This is a genomic window from Streptomyces sp. P9-2B-2 (genome assembly GCF_030406865.1).
Taxonomy (GTDB): Bacteria; Actinomycetota; Actinomycetes; order Streptomycetales; family Streptomycetaceae; genus Streptomyces; species Streptomyces platensis.
In genome coordinates this window covers 8,158,832-8,176,264 of record NZ_CP129126.1, presented here as the reverse complement: position 1 = coordinate 8,176,264, position 17,433 = coordinate 8,158,832, and the positions used below count along the sequence as shown (strand labels likewise).

Below are 17,433 nucleotides of genomic sequence, written 5' to 3'. Positions count from 1 at the left end.
CCGAGAGCCGTTGTCTACTGAGCGTCCGGGCCCCACCCGGGTCGCACCCGCCGGCCGGCCGAAACCTTCCGTCGCCCCGTGCCGCGGGTCCTGGACCTGGCTCCCAGTGGCGGTGTGCCCCAGTGGCGCACCGCCCCATGGCCCAGCTGCGTTCGACGACTGCGCGGAGATCTACCGGTCGGACGTCCTGTGGTGGACTCGGCCGAACCTACCGGCCGCCGACCGCCTGCTGTCAACAGGTGCTCCGCCTGCGTCGTTTTCGCGTCGCCCCAGGTCAGCCGCGAGCGCCCACATGTGGGCCAAGGAGCAGCAAGCACGGTCCGTGGTGGCACCTGCCTGCGCGATGTCACTCGTTCGGCGGCCCGAAGACCGTCCGCCCGCCGACGACCGTGCGCAGGCACACCGGGAGGTCGTTGCCGGGGGTGAGATCGGGCAGGCCGGGGGTGCCGGAGCGGGGGTCGGTGGACCAGCGCTCCACCCGCTCGTCGGGCGCCTGGACGAGCAGTTCGCCGGTGCGCCAGACCGCGTAGTCGGCGGGCGCACCGGGGACCAGGACGCCCGCGTCGTCCCGGCCGATGGCGCGCCAGCCGCCGCGGGTGTGGGCGGTGAACGCGGCGCGGGCGGAGATGCCATGGGCGCGGGTGCGGTGGAAGACGGCGGCCCGCACGGTGCCCCAGGGGTCGAGCGGGGTGACCGGGCTGTCGGAGCCGAGGGCGAGCGGGACCCCTGCCTTGAGCAGCGCGGCGTACGGGTTGAGGGTGCGGGCCCGGTCGGCGCCGAGCCGGGCGGCGTACATGCCCTCCGCGCCGCCCCACGCCGCGTCGAAGGCGGGCTGGACGGAGGCGGTCAGGGCCAGGTCGGCGAAGCCGGCGATGGTCTGCTCGGTGAGCATTTCGGCGTGCTCGACGCGGTGCCGGGCGGCGCGGATCCGGTCGAGGCCGACGCGCTCGGCGGCGGCCCGTACGCCGTCGACGACGCCGGTCAGGGCCGCGTCACCGATGGCGTGGAAGCCGGCCTGGAGTCCGGCTTCGGTGCAGGCGGCGACATGGGCGGCGACGGCCTCGGCGTCGAGGTGCCCGGCACCGGTGTGGCCGGCGTCCGTGTACGGGGCGTGCAGATGGGCGGTGTGCGAACCGAGCGAGCCGTCAGCGAAGAGGTCGCCCGCGGCGCCGATGGCTCCGAGTTCCCGGATCCGCTCCGCGTCCTTTGCGGACGCGATCAGCTCGGCCCAGTAGCCGACGACCCGCGGGCCGTTGCCCTCCCGGGCCAGGGCGAGCAGTGCCGTGAAGTCGTCCTCGCCGGAGATGTCCGGGCCGGCGCACTCGTGGATGCTGCCGATGCCGAGCGAGGCGGCGCGGGCGAGCGCGGCGGCCTGCGCCTCGGCACGCTGGGCGGGGGTGACGGTGGCGTACGCGGCCTGCCGCACCGCGTGGTGGGCGTCGCCGGTCAGCGGGGCGTCGGCCCGGAATCCGGCCAGCTCACGCACGCCGGCGACCTGATCGAGCAGCGCCGTCGTGACGACCGCGGAGTGCACATCCACCCGGGTGAGGTAGAGCGGCCGGCCGCCGGTGGCCGCGTCCAGTTCCGCACGGGACGGCGGGCGGCCCTCCGGCCAGGCGCTGGCGTCCCAGCCGTGGCCGAGCAGGATCCGGTCCGTCTCCCGCGCGGCCGCGTACGCGTGGATACGGGCCAGCGCATCGGTCAGCGTGCCGGCGCCGGAGAGATCGAGGCCGGTGAGCGCGAGCCCGGTCGCGGTGGTGTGCACATGTGCGTCCGTGAACGCCGGGGTGACGAGCGCACCGTCGAGCCGGACGACCTCGTCCACTCCTTCGGCGAAGGAGTCGGCCGCGCCCTCCTCACCGACCCAGGCGATGCGGTCGCCCTCGACCACCATGGCGGTGGCGAAGGGGTCCGCGGGGCTGTGCACCTCACCGCCGCGCAGCAGGACCGTACGGGGGCGTGCCGGGCCGGTGGGGTGCGGTCGGGCCGGATCGGAGATGCGCTCACTCATACCGGACAGTTTGGCCCCTGGGCGCGGACGGGCCGCGCGCAGGGGGGCGATCACCGGTCAGATGCGCGGCGGGCGGGCCTCGTAAGGCGTGGACAGCACGACCGTGGTGCGGGTCGAGACGCCGGCGAGGGTCCTTATGCGGGTGAGCAGATGCTCCAGCTCCAAGGGGGTGGCGACCCGCACCTTGAGGATGTAGTTCTCGTCGCCCGCGACGCTGTGGCAGGCCTCCAGCTCGGGAACCTCGGCCAGGCGGTCGGCGATATCGTCCGGCGCGCTGGGGTCGAAGGGTTTGACCGAGATGAAGGCGGTGAGCGGCAGGCCCACCGCTTCGGGGTCCACGATGGCGGCATAGCCCCTGATGACACCGCGCTGCTCCAGGCGGCGCACACGTTGGTGCACCGCCGAAGTGGACAGGCCGGTGGCCTTGCCCAGGTCGGTGTAGCTCATCCGCCCGTCCTTGACGAGCAGATCCACGATTTGTCGGTCCAACTCCTCCACGCACTCAACCTACTGCGCGCGGGCGCGTGTGCGCACCGCGCGCCGGGTCGTGGACACCCTTACGCCGGTCCATGTGACCAATGCCACACGTGCGATCCGGTGTCGATGGGGTGCCGGCGATTATGCGTGCGGCACGAAGGGAATTGCTGCTGGTGGCCGGGACCGCCCGTCACAGGAAGTCAGCGGTACGACCGGCCCACCCGAGGGGGATGGACATCATGCGACGCCTTAAGCAGGACTCAGCTGCCGCGAACACCGGCGCCCAGGAGGGCGACAGTTCCGCCCTCTCCGGCGACGACGGTGCGTACGACTCTTTCGACACCTATGAGATCTACCGAGTGACCTGCCCCGACTGCCTTCAGCCGATCGCGCTGCTGGCGGACGAGGACACCCTGCCGGAGCACGCCCTGTGCGCCTCGCCGTGGAACCCCTTCGGGCTGACGGTGTGCCAGGGCTCCGGCCGGGCAGCGTCCGAGGCGCCGGAGTCCGAGGACGCCATGGAGGCCCAGGAGCAGGACGTGGCGATGCTGCTGACGCTCCCGGAGAGCCTGGACTGGCGCCGTCAGCCGTTCTCGCACATCGGCGGGCCCGGCACCCGCCCGGTCCAGGTGCCGGGGATGCGTCCGGGCGTCTGAGAGGTTTCCGGGTTTTCACGAAGGGCCGCGCTCACCAGTAGCGGCCCTCGATCATCGCCTCCAGCGTCTCCCGGTGGAGGATCAGCGCATCGGCGTCGGCCGGTACCGGCATCTCTCCGAAGTGGACCTGGCGATAGGCCACTCGCAGCATGACGATGGCGTGCCGCAGGGCCGCGTAGAGGGTGTGGAAGTCCATATCGCGGGGCGGGTGCCCGGTGAGGGCGGCATAGCGGCTCTCGACGCGGTCGCGGGTCAGGAGCCCGGGCAGTCCCCGTTGACCGCCGGCCTCGGCGAGATCCTGGAAGAAGCGGTGGAGATAGACCAGCCACCCCAGGTCGAGTTCGCGGGGGCCGAGCGCGGCCATCTCCCAGTCGAGGACGGCGGCCGGTTCGAACCCGTCGTAGACGATATTGCCGATCCGGGCGTCGCCCCAGCTCAGCACGGTCTCACCGGGGTCCGACGGCCAGTGGTCGGCCAGCCGGGCGAAGGCCCGCTCGATGAGCGGTGAGCGCGGACGGCCGTCAACGACCCAGGAGTAGTAGTCCCGTTGGGCCTCGACGTGCCGGTGCAGCGCGCTCCCGGTGCCGGGCGTGGTGAGGAAGTCGGCCGCCGCGGGCGGGACTTGGTCGTGCAGCCGGGCGAGGACCGAGACGCTGGCGGCTTCCAGATGGTCGCGCTGGGCGTCGGTGGCGTCGTGCAGCCAATTCCCCTCGTACGTATAGGGCATGACGTCCGGGGGGACACGGCCGTCGGCGCGGGCCATGACGAAGAACGGCGCCCCGAGGTGTGCCGGGTCCTCCTCCAGCCAGAGGGTGCGGGGCACCGGGAGATCGGTGTGCGTGGCGACCAGGCGCATGGTGCGGTACTGCCGGGGCATGTCGTAGCGCGGGAAGACGGTGTACGCGGCGGGGTCGGCGGCGAGCCGCAGTGCGCAGGAGACGGGAGCCGCTCCCCGCTCCGGCCCGGACGGGGGCGCGGGGGACGGCGGCTCGGGGTGCTCGATGTCGAAGAGCAGCGTCTCGCTGGACATGCCGTTGGAGGCCGGGACGGTCGCGGCGACGGCGCGGGCGCCGGGCAGACGGGTGCCGAGCCAGGCGGTGAGCCGGCGGGTGAGGGCTTCGGGGTCGCGAGTGGTGGTGCGGGGGCGCCGCCCGGCGGGCACTCCCCCAGGCTCGTTTCCGCCGGGGGGCGCGGCGGGCGGGGGTTGCACCGTCATCGGCCCGCCTCCGACGCGACGGAGTCATAGCCGGTGAAGCCGCTGGGGTCGTGCCGGCCGAAGCTGCCGTACTCGAAGATGCCGTAGCCGGTCCGGCCGTCGAGGGTGAAGCGGGCGGCGTGGTCGGTGACTCCGTAGGCGGCGAGAGGGTGTGCCGCTGGGTCGGTGAGGTCGTAACTGCGCCGGTCCGTCCAGCCGCGGCCCCGCCAGGTGCCGTGCTGCCAGTCGTCGGCGGGAGGGTAACCGGCCCCGAGGGCGAGGGGCGAGGAGGTGAGGATCTCGGCGGTGAGTTCCAGGGGTTTGCGACCGGGGCCGGTGAGGTGGAGGACGGCGCGTTCGGGGTGGCGGGTGCCGGGGCGGTAGCCGATGTCCGTGTGCGGCCAGCCGAGTTGGACCTCGCGGCCGTCGTCGTGCACCACCAGGGCCTCGTTGAGGGTGCGGTGGCCGTCGGCGTCCTCCTGGACGATGACCATCACGAAGCGGTCGTCGAAGCGCACCGGGCACCAGATCCAGTGGAAGCCCTCGGGCCTCAGTTCCTCCGCGGCCCGTCCGCCGTCCTCGCCGGGTATCGGGCGCACGCCCCAACTGCGGTCGCGGGTACCGGTCCACTCCCCCGCCGTGACGGCGAGTTCCTGGCCGGCGACGCGGATGCTGCCGGTGCAGGTGCCCGCCTGGACGAACCGGCGGCCTTCCAGCATCAGCCGGTCGCCGCGGTACTGGGTGTGGTGCGGCTCCCAGGTGGCGGGAAACGCCGCGCTCCAGGTCAGGTCGCAGGACAGGCCGTCCGGGTCGCCGGGGTCCGCGGCGCAGGTCAGCCGGAGGCGGGCGAGCGGCTCCTCGACGGTGATCGCGAGCGGGCCGACGGTGAGCGCGAGGCGGTCGTCGGTGAGCGCGTCGGAGGCCCGTACGGCATACAGCCGGTCGCCGAGGCGGAGGGTGGCATAGGCGTCGATGACACCGGTGTTGGGGTAGACGCCGAGGCCGACGATCAGCAGGGCGCGGCCGGAGTGGTCCATGACGTGGAAGATGCACCGGTCGTAGGCGTTGCGGTCACTGGTGGCGACATGCCGCAGGGACAGCGGGGCCTGATGGATCGGGTACTCGTCGAGCGCGATCGGGCGGTCGGGCACGGTCTCCTCCTGGGCGCGCGGGCAGCCGGGCGTCACCCCGGTACGACGCTCACAAACGGGAATTGACGGTACGTCAGCTATGGGCGGACGGCCAGACCCGGAAGGATAAGTAGGGGGCATGGTGGACACTTTGCCTGTTACCGCCTCCTGGTCCACGTGCCGCTGATCCCTGTCGGGGTGGCCGCGGCGGTGGCGGCCGGTGCGGACACGGTGGTCGCCGCGTCCTCGGGCAACGCGGGGGCGGCGGCCGCGGCGTACGCGGCGCGGGCCGGGCTGCACTGTGTGGTGTTCACCAACGAGGCGGTGCCGGCGGGGCTGCGGGCCCAGATCGGCCGAGGGCCTGCTCCTGGAGCCGTCGTCCGCCGTGGGGGTCGCCGTGGCACGTACGGAGGCCCGTACTCCGGCGCGCTGGTGGTGGCGGTCGGGACGGCGACGGGGCTCAAGGGGCTGGTGCGCTGACACCGCGGCCCGGTCGGGCGGGAGGCCACGGGGTGGGAGGGAAGGTCCCCGCCCACCCCGTCCGGCTCAGCGCTTCTCGGGGCCGGCGAGATGCCGGGCGATGACCATCCGCTGGATCTGGTTGGTGCCCTCGACGATCTGGAGGACCTTGGCTTCGCGCATATAGCGCTCGGCCGGGAAGTCGAGGGTGTAGCCGTAGCCGCCGAGGAGCTGGACTGCGTCGGTGGTCACCCGCATCGCGGTGTCGGTGCAGAACAGCTTGGCCATCGCCGCTTCCTTGGAGAACGGCAGACCGGCGTCGCGCAGCCGGGCGGCGGTGAGGTAGAGGGCGCGGCCCGCCTCGATCTGCGTCGCCATGTCGGCGAGCATGAACCGCAGACCCTGGAAGTCGGCGATCGGGCGGCCGAATTGCTGGCGTTCGGCGGTGTACGCCAGCGCCTCGTCCAGCGCGGCCTGGGCGACGCCGACGGCACAGGCCGCGATGCCCAGGCGCCCGGAGTCCAGGGCGGACAGGGCGATGGCGAAGCCCTGGCCCTCCTCCCCGATGCGGCGGGAGTCGGGGACCCGGACGGCGTCGAAGTGCAGCTGGGCGGTCGGGGAGCCCTTCATGCCCATCTTGCGCTCGGGTGCCGCTGCGCTCAGGCCCTCGGCGTCGCCGGGGACGAGGAAGGCGGTGATGCCATGGGCGCCGCTGCCGCCGGTGCGGGCCAGCACGGTATAGAAATCGGCCACGCCACCGTGGGTGGTCCAGGCCTTGGTGCCCTCCAGCGTCCAGGTGTCGCCGTCGCGGGTGGCCCGGGTGGTCAGGGAGGCGGCGTCGGAGCCCGAGGAGGGCTCGGAGAGGCAGTACGCACCGAGGAGTCCGCCGCCGAGCATGTCCGGGAGGCGCTCGGCGCGCTGCTCCTTGCTGCCGAATCCGGCGAGCGCATGACAGGCCAGGGTGTGCACGCTGACGCCGAGGCCGACGGTGAGGCGAGCCGCGGCGAGCTCCTCCAGCACCTGGAGGTACACCTCGTACGGCTGGCCGCCACCGCCGAATTCCTCGTCGTAGGGCAGCGACAGCAGGCCGGATTCCGACAGCAGGGTGAAGGTCGCGCGCGGGAAGTGGCCGGCGTCCTCCTCCTCGGCGGCCGTAGGCCGGATCTCGCGGTCGGCGAGCTCGCGTACGAGCGTCATCAGGTCACGGGCTTCTTCGGTGGGCAGCCTGCGGTCCACCGGCCGGGGGCCGTACTCGGTCATGGCGGCGCTCTCCTCCCTGTCGGGCGCTGCGGCGACACGCGCGCGGGGTGGGCGGCGGCGCCGGTTTCCGTAGTGCCAGGCCGATGATCGCGTTCCGGGTCTCGGAAGGCGATGACCTGCGACTGTGGCGCTAGGAGTATGCCCGATCGGAGGCTCCGCGTCACGGGTTGATCATCACTGGCCAAGGGGATCCGGCTCTGGCAGCGGCCGGATGCGAAATTGGTCCGAACCATTGACCTACTGGTCTAGTCCTTCTACCTTCTCCTCCAACACTCAACGCGTTCATGCCAATTCGGAACGCGGGTCAGGCTCCCCCCAGGGAGTGTCCGCAGAGCCCCGCCGCCCGTCCGGAGCGCGGGCCGTTGGGGAGCGCGGGCACCCCTACCCCCCTCCGAGGAGACGACATGCCCCTACCGCACCGGCTGCGCGCCCCGCGCAGAGTGATCGCCGCCGTGACCGCGCTGTGTACGGCGGCGCTGGCCGGCACCCTGCTCGCCGGACCGGCCTCCGCCAGCCCCGCGAACGCCCCCACCGCACCGCGCGACACCGCCCGGTCGGCACCCGCGGCGGCAGGCGGCAAGGTCGTCGGATACTTCACCAACTGGGGTGTCTACGACCGCAATTACCACGTCAAGAACATCGAGACCTCGGGTTCGGCGGCCAAGCTGACGCACATCAACTACGCCTTCGGCAACGTCCAGGGCGGCAGGTGCGCCATCGGCGACTCCTACGCCGACTACGACAAGGCCTACACCGCCGACCAGAGCGTCGACGGTAAGGCGGACACCTGGGACAACGGCGCGCTGCGCGGCAACTTCAACCAGCTGCGCAAGCTCAAGAAGCTGCACCCGAACCTCAAGGTGATCTGGTCATTCGGCGGCTGGACCTGGTCGGGCGGCTTCGGCGAGGCCGCCAAGAACCCCGACGCCTTCGCCCAGTCCTGCCTCGACCTGGTCGAGGACAAGCGCTGGGCGGATGTCTTCGACGGCATCGACATCGACTGGGAGTACCCCAACGCCTGCGGTCTGACCTGCGACACCAGCGGCCGGGACGCCTTCACCAAGGTGATGCGGGCGCTGCGGTCGAAGTTCGGCGGGAGCAATCTGGTGACCGCCGCGATCACCGCGGACGCCTCGGCCGGCGGCAAGATCGAGGCCGCCGACTACGCGGGCGCGGCCCAGTACGTCGACTGGTACAACCCCATGACCTACGACTACTTCGGCGCCTGGGACGCCAAGGGCCCGACGGCCCCGCACTCCCCGCTGACCTCGTACAGCGGCATCCCCAAGGCGGGCTTCAACAGCACCGACACCATCGCCAAGCTCAAGGGCCTGAGCGTGCCGGCGAGCAAGCTGCTGCTGGGTATCGGCTTCTACGGCCGCGGCTGGTCCGGCGTCACCCAGGACGCGCCGGGCGGTACGGCGACCGGCGCGGCACCGGGCAAGTACGAGGCCGGCATCGACGACTACAAGGTGCTCAAGAGCCGTTGCCCGGCCACCGGCAAGGTGGCCGGCACCGCCTATGCCAAGTGCGGCGACCAGTGGTGGAGCTATGACACCCCGGAGACCATCGGCACGAAGATGGCCTTCAAGGACGCACAGGGGCTGGGCGGCACGTTCTTCTGGGAGCTGAGTGGCGACACCACCAATGGTGAGCTGATCAAGGCGATCAAGTAGCGGTAGCCGGTGCGGAGTCGGGCGGGAGGCAGCGGCCTTCCGCCCGTTCGCCGCCCGGCGGCACCGGCCGCCCCCGCGGGCTGCCGTAACGGCGCACGACCGCTCGACGCGCGCTCCTCGATGACGCCCGGCACGCCCCGCGGGGTTTACGGTCCCGCCCGCTACGAGCACCATCGGCCGTACGGGGGCAGGAGCCGCATCGGAGAGGTGACACGTGGTCAACCCTTGGCTGGCGATGGAGGCCGGAGCCGATCCGGTGGAGCGCACCCGCACGGTGCGCAGGGCCCATGCGGCTTTCCTGGCCGACGGGACGGTCACGCCGCCGGTCCGCCGGGTCGTCGCCGACTCCTGGCGCCGTTCCGCCGACGCGCACGCGGCGGCCGACGGCGCCGTGCCCATCGAGCTGGACGAGGCCGCGCTGAGCGCCTACCGGGACGGGCATCCGCTGGCCCGCGCCATGCCGGTCTTCCGGGAGCTGCTGGGCAGCTTCGCGCAGGACGGCGCACATCTGCTGGCCGTCTGCGATCCGCAGGGGCGGCTGCTGTGGGTGGAGGGGCACCCCGGGGTACGGCGCAGTGCCGAGCGGATGAACTTCGTCGTCGGCGCCCGCTGGGACGAGCGGCACGCCGGCACCAACGCCCCGGGCACCGCCCTCGCCGCCGACCACGCCGTACAGATCTTCGCCGCCGAGCACTACAACCGGCAGGTGCAGCGGTGGAGCTGTGCCGCCGCCCCGCTGCACGATCCACGGACCGGCCGGCTGCTGGGCGCGGTGGACCTCACCGGCGGGGACCATGTGGCCAGTCCGCACAGCCTGGCGCTGGTGCAGGCCACCGCCCGCGCCGCGGAGTCCCATCTCACGTCGGGCGTCCGGGAGTTGGGTGTCTGCCTCGCCGCCCTCGGCCGGGACGAGGCGCTGCTGGTCATGGACGGGGAGCGGCTGCGGCTGGGCCGCCGGCACAGCGAGATCATCACGCTGCTGGCCCGGCACCCCGAGGGGCTGACGGGCGATCAGCTCTCGGTGCTGCTGTACGGCGAGCGGGAGATGCGCCCGGTGACGCTGCGGGCCGAACTGTCCAGGCTGCGGCAGCTGGTCGGCACCCTGCTGCACTCCCGTCCGTACCGGCTCAGCAGGCCCGTCGAGACCGATCTGGACGCGGTCGAGGAGGCTCTGGCGGCCGGTGAGGCGCGCTCCGCGCTGAACGCCTATCGCGGCCCGCTGCTGCCGTCGTCGGAGGCGCCCGGTGTGCAGCGGCTGCGCGGTGCGCTGGTGGACCGGATGCGGTCCGCGCTGCTCGGCGCCCGCGATCCCGGCCTGCTGCGCGAGTGGTCGCGTACCTCCTGGGGCGAGGACGACCTGGAGATCTGGGAAGCCCTGGTCGACGCCCTGCCGGAGCGCTCCCCGGCCCGCAGCGCCCCGCTGGCCACCACGCACCGGCTGCGCGCGGCGTACGGCCTGACCAGTGGTGGTGCGGTGGGTGCAGCGGCCACCGCGCGCGCCGCAACGTTCACGCAACCTCCCCGGTTCTAGCCTGCGCGCAACGCCCGTCACACGGGAGTGGCGGGCACCGCGCCGAGAGCGATTGGGAGGCCTCACCATGGCCCGTTACGCCAGCCCGGGTTCCGCCGATGCCGTGATGAGCTATCTGCCCCGCTACGACCACTGGATCGGCGGCGAGTACGTGGCGCCCGCCCTGGGCCGGTACTTCGAGAACCCGACCCCGGTCAACGGAGCACCGTTCACCGAGGTCGCCCGCGGCACCGCCGAGGACGTCGAGCGCGCCCTGGACGCGGCCCACGCGGCCGCCCCCGGCTGGGCCCGCACGGCCGCCGCCGAACGCGCCGCCGTCCTCAACAAGGTCGCCGACCGGATGGAACAGAACCTGGAGGCGCTGGCGGTCGCGGAGAGCTGGGAGAACGGCAAGCCCGTACGGGAGTCCCTGGCGGCCGACATCCCGCTCGCCATCGACCACTTCCGCTACTTCGCGGGCGCCATCCGCGCCCAGGAGGGCTCGCTGTCGGAGATCGACGAGGACACCGTCGCGTACCACTTCCACGAGCCGCTCGGCGTCGTCGCCCAGATCATCCCCTGGAACTTCCCCATCCTCATGGCGACGTGGAAGCTCGCTCCGGCCCTGGCCGCGGGCAACACCGTGGTCCTCAAGCCGGCCGAACAGACCCCCGCCTCGGTGCACTTCTGGATGAGCCTGATCGCGGATCTGCTGCCCCCCGGCGTGATCAACATCGTCAACGGTTTCGGCGCCGAGGCCGGCAAACCACTGGCCTCCAGCCCCCGGGTCGCCAAGGTCGCCTTCACCGGTGAGACCACCACCGGCCGGCTGATCATGCAGTACGCGTCCGAGCACCTGCGCCCGGTGACCCTGGAACTGGGCGGCAAGAGCCCCAACATCTTCTTCGACGACGTCTCCTCCGCCGCGGACGACTTCCACGACAAGGCGCTCGAAGGCTTCACCATGTTCGCCCTCAACCAGGGCGAGGTGTGCACCTGCCCGTCCAGGGCGCTGATCCAGCGCGGCCACTACCAGGACTTCCTGGCAGCCGGCGTGGCCCGTACGGAGAAGATCGTCCAGGGACACCCGCTCGACACCGACACCATGATCGGCGCCCAGGCCTCCAACGACCAGCTGGAAAAGATCCTCGCCTACCTGGACATCGGCCAGAAGGAGGGCGCCCGCATCCTGACCGGCGGCTCCCGCGCCGAACTCGGCGGCGAACTGGAGGGCGGCTACTACGTCCGCCCGACCATCTTCGAGGGCAACAACGACATGCGGGTCTTCCAGGAGGAGATCTTCGGCCCCGTAGTGGCCGTCGCCCCCTTCAGCGACTTCGACGACGCCATCGGCATCGCCAACGACACCCTCTACGGCCTGGGCGCAGGCGTCTGGACCCGCGACGGCTCCACCGCCTACCGCGCCGGCCGCGCCATCCAGGCCGGCCGCGTCTGGACCAACTGCTACCACGCCTACCCGGCCCACGCGGCCTTCGGCGGCTACAAGCAGTCCGGCATCGGCAGGGAGACCCACAAGATGATGCTGGATCATTACCAGCAGACGAAGAATCTGTTGGTCTCGTACTCGGCCAAGAAGCTCGGCTTCTTCTAGGGGCATGAGAAAAGGCGCCTGACCTGGGCTTTGTCCGCCAGGCGCCTTCCGGCCGGTCCGCTCAGAGCAGGGCCCGGTTTACGTCGTAACTCCCAGTTCCTCCCACCCTTATCCCGCTCCTGACCAGCTCTTCCGGACCAGTCACGGACCAAAGCCCCCGACTCACCCGGCAGGCGCCGCGCCCTGGCTGACGCGGTCCCACTCCTGCATGGACTGCTCGATGAGACGGTTGGCCTGCTCCCGGACGCCGTCCAGGAACTTGGCGTAGTGGCGGAAGAGGACCTCGATGCTCTGGCCCGCCCGGCGTGCGCATTCGGCCGGGTCCACACCGGAGTACAGCCAGAACGAGATGCCGGCATGCCGGAGGTCGTAGGGCCGCCTGGCCAGGCCGGAGGCAAGCTCCATCCGCGTCAGTCGGACTTCCGTGCCCGCGCCCACGTTGTGCCATACGCCGAAGCGCATCCGGTCTCGGGCAGGTGGCACTGTTCGAGCCGGAGGTGGATGACCTCCGCCGGCCGCATGGCCACGTAGTAGATGCAGCCGAAGAACGTCTCGAGGTGAGGGCCTCGCCCGCGCTGCTGGGCAACCGCCGCGAGCAGTCGGGCAACCTGAGCCGGATTGGGAACGGCAGCCGGGTCCACCTCCTCGTTGACCGCCGGGGCATTCCACCTGAGCCCGTTGAGAGGGTTCTCAGCGAAGTACCCTTTTTCGACCGCGGTGTTGAGAACCTCGTTGAACGCGGCTCTCTTGCGCCGTGCCGTCTTGGCCGCAGCTGCCCTCCCGTCCAACTTGCAACACAGGGCGTCCAGCGTCCGTCGCAGCACATCGACTTCCGCGAGAGCGCTGACGGGCAGGGAGTTCCGCCTTATACAAGCGCCAGAAGACCGTCATCCATGAGGCGGTCAAGACTTCGCGCTGCAACGCGCTCAGTGACCCCGACCGCACGGGCTACGTACCGGGTATCAGCTCCGGGGTGTGCCGCAACGGAAGTGGTCCGCGCCGCCAGCGAGCACGCCGTCTCCGTCCCACGGCCACACGGACAGCCCGGAGCTGCGGGAGCAGATCAGGGCGCACTGAAGGACGAGATTCCGCAGCACGCCTGAGGCACGGACCCGCCGCCCCTGAACCGGGGCGGCGGTTGCGCGGTGCCCGGGCGTCGTCGCGGTGACTGAGCGCTTCAGTCCGCGAGCTTCGCCGGCTGAAGCGCTCGGCGCGGGGCGTGTCCGTTACCGTCTTGGTCCTGCGATGGCGTACACCACGGTGCCGCTCGCGAACAGGGCCCACGCGGTCCCGGTGGACGCCGTCGTGGCGGGGGAATAGGTCATCCACATGACCACGTCTCCCGCGGTGCCGCCCGGAGGCGGTCCAAAGAGGGTGAACGCGAGCCAGCCGGTCGGCAGGGTCCATGCGAACTGTGCCCCGCACAGCGCCGCCCCGAGCGCGGCCAGGCCGACCAGGCCCGCGCTGTCCCGGACGACGACCTCGGCGGGGGCGAGCTTCACTCCCGCCGCCTGGACCGTCAGCAGCGCCGCACCAGCGCACGCGCCGGCCAGCAGCACGTGCGCCGCCCGGCGGGGCATCCACCGGATCGCGGCCGTCCTCTCCAGCACCGCGTCCCACCCACCGAGCCCGACGGAAGCGGCCGCCACGTTCGCGGTGAGGACCAGGACCGCCATCGCCTGATCCACCGGTCCTGGGCCGTGGAGGGCCCACACCGCCAGCGCGACGAGCGCGACCGCGGCGGCCGAGGCGGGCACCTGCCGTGAACGGGCGTAAAGGATCAGCCACCTCATCGCGTCGCCTTCCCCGCCAACACCGCAAGCTGGTGGTCCGCCGCGCAGGAGAGGCCGGCGGTGTGCAGTTCGGCGATCCGCGAGCGCTGCTCGGCCGGTGACAGCGCCGTCAGCCTCTGCCAGGCGACGTCGGCGTCCGGCCAGATCGTGCGCAAGTACGCGTCGCTGCCCCTCTCCGCCAGTGGTTGGAGCCGGGAATCGTGCAGGGCCCAGCTCACGGCGACGCTCTGGACAGGGACGTTGCCTTGCCCCCCGCCCTCCCGGTCGTTGTTCCCGTAGCAGCTGGGTGCCAGACCCTGGGCGATCAGCGCGCGGGTCAGTTTCCCACCTGTCGCATCGGCGAGCAGCCGGTCGTCGAAGTCGACCAGCACCACGTCGCCGGAGGGTTCGCGTTTGTCGGCGATCGCGCGCAGCCTGGTGTCCTCCCGCACCGCGTTCGGCGCCTTGTCGCCCAGGACCTCGTGCAGCACGCGCAGCGCCTCCTTGCCGCGCCGCGCGAGCTCGGGCAGGCGTGAGCGGTTCGCCTGCGTCACGCACACCGGTCCGTCGCAGACCAGGGCGGCGGCGGCCTTGTCGACGACGTAGGTGTCGCGTGCAGCGGCCGGGAGGACCAGCAGGGCCAGGGCCGCACCGGTCAGGACGGGGATCACCGCAAGCAGCCGGGCCCGGCGGGTCACGGCCGACAGCAGTGCGAAGCCGGTGGCGAGCAGGCCGAGCAGCCAGAGCGTCTGACCGAGGTGCACGGAGCCGGACAGGGTCAGCAGCATCTCCCGCGGCTCCGCGGTCACCGGGAGCAGCTGGGCGAGCCGGTTCGGCGCGATGCTCGACGGCAGGGTCTCGTCACTGTTCTGCTGTAGAAGGGCCGTCAGCATGAGGAAGAACAAGACCAGGCCCGGCGGGGTGAGCACGGAGGGCAGGGCTCGCGCGACGCCCATGCCGAACACGGCCCCCGCGACGAGGGCCAGCGCCGCCACGAGTGAGATCGGCAGCCAATCGAGCGGCGTGTAGGTGGTCCGGCCGAGGGCCACCTGGACCCCGCCCACGAGGACCAGGAGGCCGAAGCCCGACGCCAGCGCGAGCGCCATCGCACCGGCCGGCAGCGCCGCACGGCGCCAGGCCGGCCGCGGCACGGTCGTCAGCAGTTCGGCCATCCGCGAGCGGGGTTCGCGCAGCCCGTACACCGCTCCCGTGCCCACCGCGAGCGGCCACAAGAAGGTCAGCAGGGACCGGGTCCACAGGGCCATGGAGGTCCACTGGGCCGTCCACCCCGCGGTGCCCCTCCACCAGAGCCCGTCGTACAGACAGAAGATCGCCAGACTGCCGCCCAGGACGACGATGCCGGGCCACGGGGCGACGGAGCGCTTCAGCTCGATGCGCAGTACACGTCCGGTCACCAGGTGCCTCCCCGCTGCCCGGAGTTGCGGAGCAGCGCCGAGTAGCCGCGCTCCAGGGGGCTGTCGCCCGGGAAATCGGTGCTGCCCGCCGCGGCCAGGTCCTCCGGCGTGCCCTGGAAGACGAGGCGGCCGTCGGCGAAGAGCACCACGTCGGAGCAGGCGGCCGCGACGTCCTCGACCAGGTGGGTGGAGACGACCACACAGGTGTCCCGGCCCAGTTCCTGGAGCAGCTCGCGAAAGCGCAGTCGCTGCGCCGGGTCCAGGCCGGCCGTCGGCTCGTCCAGCAGCAGCACCGCGGGGTCGTTGACGATGGCCTGGGCGATGCCGGCCCGCCGCACCATGCCGCCGGACAGGGTCTTCATCCGATGGTCGGCGCGGTCCGCCAGGCCCACCCGTTCCACGGCCCGCTGGACGGCCGCGGGGACCTCCGCCTTCGGGACCTCCTTCAACCAGGCCATGTACTCGACGAACTCACGCACCGTGAAGCGCTTGTAGTAGCCGAAGTCCTGCGGCAGGTAGCCGATCCGGCGACGCAGGGCCCGGTGGTCGACCATCCTGCCCAGGGAGGTGCCGAGCAGCTCCAGTTCGCCCTCGGTGGGGTGCAGCACGGTGGCCAGCGCCCGGATCAGGGTGGTCTTTCCCGCGCCGTTGGGCCCCAGGAGGCCGTGGGTGCCGATGTCCAGGGAGAGGTCGAGCCCGTCGACGGCCATCTTCTTCCGTCCGACGCGTACTCTCAGGCCACTGGCCCGGATCTGCCAGGCGTAGGTTTTCGGCGCGGTGTCGGCCGCGCTCGTGGTGGGCGTCATGCGGTAGTCCCTTGCGAGGGTCGACGATGGTTTCACAGCGTTGAGTACGCGTTTCTGCGGGCGATCACGGCGCCGATGCCGAGCGCCAAGAACAGCCCCCACGCGGGCAGTTGGTCCGGCTGTAGGACACGCTCCAGGTCAACGGGGCCGTGGTCGGTGGCCCACGCGAGTACCACGACGACGCCCCAGGCGCCCACCAGCCCGGTGGCGGCGCGGGTCACGCCGACCACGCTGCCCAGCGCCAGGGCGGTGGAGGTGAAGGCCAGGGAGGGCAGCAGCCACTGCGCGGCCGTCATCGTTCCGGTCAGCCATCCCTCCACCAGGAGCGCGGGCAGGACCACCACGAGAACCGCCGCGGTGCGCCGGAGGAGCAGGGGCAGGCCGGCTCGGGCGGTCGAGGCCGTCAGTTCGTGCGCCGGGTCCAGGCCGCGCGACCACGATGCGGCGACACCGCACAGCGGCAGCACGGGTGCGATCGCCAACACGGGAGAGACGCCGCCGAGGAACACGGGCCGCGCGACTGCGTCCAGCAGCAGCGCCATCAGGGTGATGAGGACGGTCATGGCCAACCACGGGGCCATGACCGGCGTCAGCCAGGCAGCGACCCACCTCGGGCGGTGTCGCCGCGAGGGCGCCCTGACGGCCGCGTCCAACTGCGGTTCCAGACCGGCCCGGACGGTGTCGACGAGCGCGGCGATGCCGGGCGCCTCGGTGGACACACAGGCCGCCAGGTGGCCCCGGCACAACGTGCAGGTCTCCAGATGGGCCTCCAACGCCCATACGGTGTCCGCGGCCATCGTCGCGTCACCACGTGCGTAGTCGTCGATCAACTGCCTCGACGCGTGTTCCCCGCTCATGTCAGCGCCTCCCGCATCGCGATCCGGGCCCGGCGGGCGCGGGTCTTGACCGTGCCTTCGGGCAGTCTGAGCAGGACGGCGGTCTCCCGGATGGAGAGCCCGTCGAGCACCGTGGCCCGTAGCACTTCTCGGAGTTCCGGCGCCAGCCGCCGCAGGGCGTCGCCGACGTCGCCGCCGACGGTCCCGGCGAGTGCCTCTTCCTCCGCCGCGGGCACCACCGCCCGCTCGGCGGCGGCGACCGGCGGTTCGGCGTGGTGGGCACGGCGCCGGAACGCGTCGACGAGGCGGCGCGCCGCGATCGTCCACAGCCACCCGACGGCAGTCCCGCCGACCGCGCTACCGGCGAACGCGCCGGCCGCGCGCCACACCGCCAGATAGGTCTCCTGCATGACCTCGGCGACGATCTGCTCGTCCGCGCAGCGGCGGCGCAACCGCACCGCCAGCCACGGCGAGGTGCGCCGGTACAACTCGTCGAACGCCCCGCGGTCACCTCTGGCCACCAGCCGGACAAGGCGTTCCTCGTCCAGTTCGTCCAGTGCTCTCCTGCGTGATCTCACACCAGCCAGACGCCCGGTGCGGCGCGCAGGTTCTGGATCT

General features: G+C 72.1%; 17 protein-coding genes. 5 read left to right on the top strand and 12 right to left on the bottom strand.

Going from position 1 to position 17,433, the window contains the following annotated elements:
• Nucleotides 1–346: 346 nt before the first annotated feature.
• Both QT196_RS35855 and QT196_RS35850 read right to left on the bottom strand, forming a co-directional pair.
• On the bottom strand, nucleotides 347–2,011 hold the full coding sequence (locus QT196_RS35855; protein ID WP_168482788.1) for an amidohydrolase: 1,665 nt from the start codon (nucleotides 2,009–2,011) through the stop codon (nucleotides 347–349).
• 57 nt (nucleotides 2,012–2,068) lie between these two features.
• Entirely contained in the window at nucleotides 2,069–2,509 is a 441-nt protein-coding gene (locus QT196_RS35850) for an Lrp/AsnC family transcriptional regulator (protein ID WP_026170119.1), read from the bottom strand.
• A gap of 209 nt (nucleotides 2,510–2,718) precedes the next feature.
• Between QT196_RS35850 and QT196_RS35845 the strand changes: the two genes are divergently transcribed.
• On the top strand, nucleotides 2,719–3,144 hold the full coding sequence (locus tag QT196_RS35845) for a hypothetical protein (protein ID WP_168482787.1): 426 nt from the start codon (nucleotides 2,719–2,721) through the stop codon (nucleotides 3,142–3,144).
• Nucleotides 3,145–3,175: 31 nt separating this feature from the next.
• On the opposite strand, the gene QT196_RS35840 is transcribed toward QT196_RS35845, so the two are convergent.
• Together QT196_RS35840 and QT196_RS35835 are read right to left on the bottom strand one after the other, a co-directional pair.
• Entirely contained in the window at nucleotides 3,176–4,360 is a 1,185-nt protein-coding gene (locus QT196_RS35840) for a phosphotransferase family protein (protein ID WP_290356426.1), read from the bottom strand.
• Nucleotides 4,357–5,490 carry a hypothetical protein gene (locus tag QT196_RS35835; protein ID WP_290356425.1) on the bottom strand — a complete coding sequence of 378 codons (1,134 nt, stop codon included), beginning with the start codon at nucleotides 5,488–5,490 and terminating at the stop codon, nucleotides 4,357–4,359. Before QT196_RS35835 ends, QT196_RS35840 begins: the two co-directional genes overlap by 4 nt.
• Nucleotides 5,491–5,646: 156 nt before the next feature.
• On the opposite strand from QT196_RS35835, the gene QT196_RS35830 reads away from it, so the two are divergent.
• Nucleotides 5,647–5,949 (top strand): pyridoxal-phosphate dependent enzyme, encoded by a 303-nt coding sequence (locus QT196_RS35830; RefSeq protein WP_248001476.1) that lies wholly within the window; start codon nucleotides 5,647–5,649, stop codon nucleotides 5,947–5,949.
• A gap of 66 nt (nucleotides 5,950–6,015) precedes the next feature.
• On the opposite strand, the gene QT196_RS35825 is transcribed toward QT196_RS35830, so the two are convergent.
• A complete protein-coding gene (locus tag QT196_RS35825; RefSeq protein ID WP_168482784.1) occupies nucleotides 6,016–7,188 on the bottom strand; it encodes an acyl-CoA dehydrogenase family protein in 1,173 nt (390 codons plus the stop codon).
• Nucleotides 7,189–7,592: 404 nt separating this feature from the next.
• Here QT196_RS35825 and QT196_RS35820 point away from each other — a divergent pair, with 404 nt between their 5' ends.
• The 3 genes from QT196_RS35820 to QT196_RS35810 all read left to right on the top strand — a co-directional run bounded on the left by QT196_RS35820 (nucleotide 7,593) and on the right by QT196_RS35810 (nucleotide 11,986).
• Nucleotides 7,593–8,864 carry a glycoside hydrolase family 18 protein gene (locus QT196_RS35820; RefSeq protein WP_290356424.1) on the top strand — a complete coding sequence of 424 codons (1,272 nt, stop codon included), beginning with the start codon at nucleotides 7,593–7,595 and terminating at the stop codon, nucleotides 8,862–8,864.
• Between the two features lie 214 nt (nucleotides 8,865–9,078).
• The gene (locus QT196_RS35815) at nucleotides 9,079–10,395 is read left to right on the top strand and encodes a helix-turn-helix domain-containing protein (protein ID WP_290356423.1); all 1,317 of its coding nucleotides are present in this window, start codon (nucleotides 9,079–9,081) and stop codon (nucleotides 10,393–10,395) included.
• A 67-nt stretch (nucleotides 10,396–10,462) separates the two neighbouring features.
• Complete coding sequence (locus tag QT196_RS35810; protein WP_290356422.1) at nucleotides 10,463–11,986, top strand: aldehyde dehydrogenase family protein; 1,524 nt, start codon at nucleotides 10,463–10,465, stop codon at nucleotides 11,984–11,986.
• A 162-nt stretch (nucleotides 11,987–12,148) separates the two neighbouring features.
• Here the strand turns inward: QT196_RS35810 and QT196_RS35805 are convergent, their stop codons facing one another.
• The 7 genes from QT196_RS35805 to QT196_RS35775 all read right to left on the bottom strand — a co-directional run bounded on the left by QT196_RS35805 (nucleotide 12,149) and on the right by QT196_RS35775 (nucleotide 17,393).
• The gene (locus QT196_RS35805) at nucleotides 12,149–12,391 is read right to left on the bottom strand and encodes an integrase (RefSeq protein ID WP_290356421.1); all 243 of its coding nucleotides are present in this window, start codon (nucleotides 12,389–12,391) and stop codon (nucleotides 12,149–12,151) included.
• A gap of 5 nt (nucleotides 12,392–12,396) precedes the next feature.
• On the bottom strand, nucleotides 12,397–12,810 hold the full coding sequence (locus QT196_RS35800) for a hypothetical protein (RefSeq protein WP_290356420.1): 414 nt from the start codon (nucleotides 12,808–12,810) through the stop codon (nucleotides 12,397–12,399).
• Nucleotides 12,811–13,212: 402 nt separating this feature from the next.
• A complete protein-coding gene (locus QT196_RS35795; RefSeq protein WP_168482779.1) occupies nucleotides 13,213–13,779 on the bottom strand; it encodes a hypothetical protein in 567 nt (188 codons plus the stop codon).
• Nucleotides 13,776–15,173 (bottom strand): hypothetical protein, encoded by a 1,398-nt coding sequence (locus QT196_RS35790; protein ID WP_168482778.1) that lies wholly within the window; start codon nucleotides 15,171–15,173, stop codon nucleotides 13,776–13,778. Before QT196_RS35790 ends, QT196_RS35795 begins: the two co-directional genes overlap by 4 nt.
• A complete protein-coding gene (locus QT196_RS35785; protein WP_168482777.1) occupies nucleotides 15,170–15,979 on the bottom strand; it encodes an ABC transporter ATP-binding protein in 810 nt (269 codons plus the stop codon). Before QT196_RS35785 ends, QT196_RS35790 begins: the two co-directional genes overlap by 4 nt.
• Nucleotides 15,980–16,011: 32 nt before the next feature.
• On the bottom strand, nucleotides 16,012–16,836 hold the full coding sequence (locus tag QT196_RS35780; RefSeq protein ID WP_211117498.1) for a zf-HC2 domain-containing protein: 825 nt from the start codon (nucleotides 16,834–16,836) through the stop codon (nucleotides 16,012–16,014).
• Nucleotides 16,833–17,393 carry an RNA polymerase sigma factor gene (locus tag QT196_RS35775; RefSeq protein WP_026169289.1) on the bottom strand — a complete coding sequence of 187 codons (561 nt, stop codon included), beginning with the start codon at nucleotides 17,391–17,393 and terminating at the stop codon, nucleotides 16,833–16,835. The genes QT196_RS35780 and QT196_RS35775 overlap by 4 nt, the downstream gene beginning before the upstream one ends.
• Between the last annotated feature and the right edge of the window lie 40 nt (nucleotides 17,394–17,433).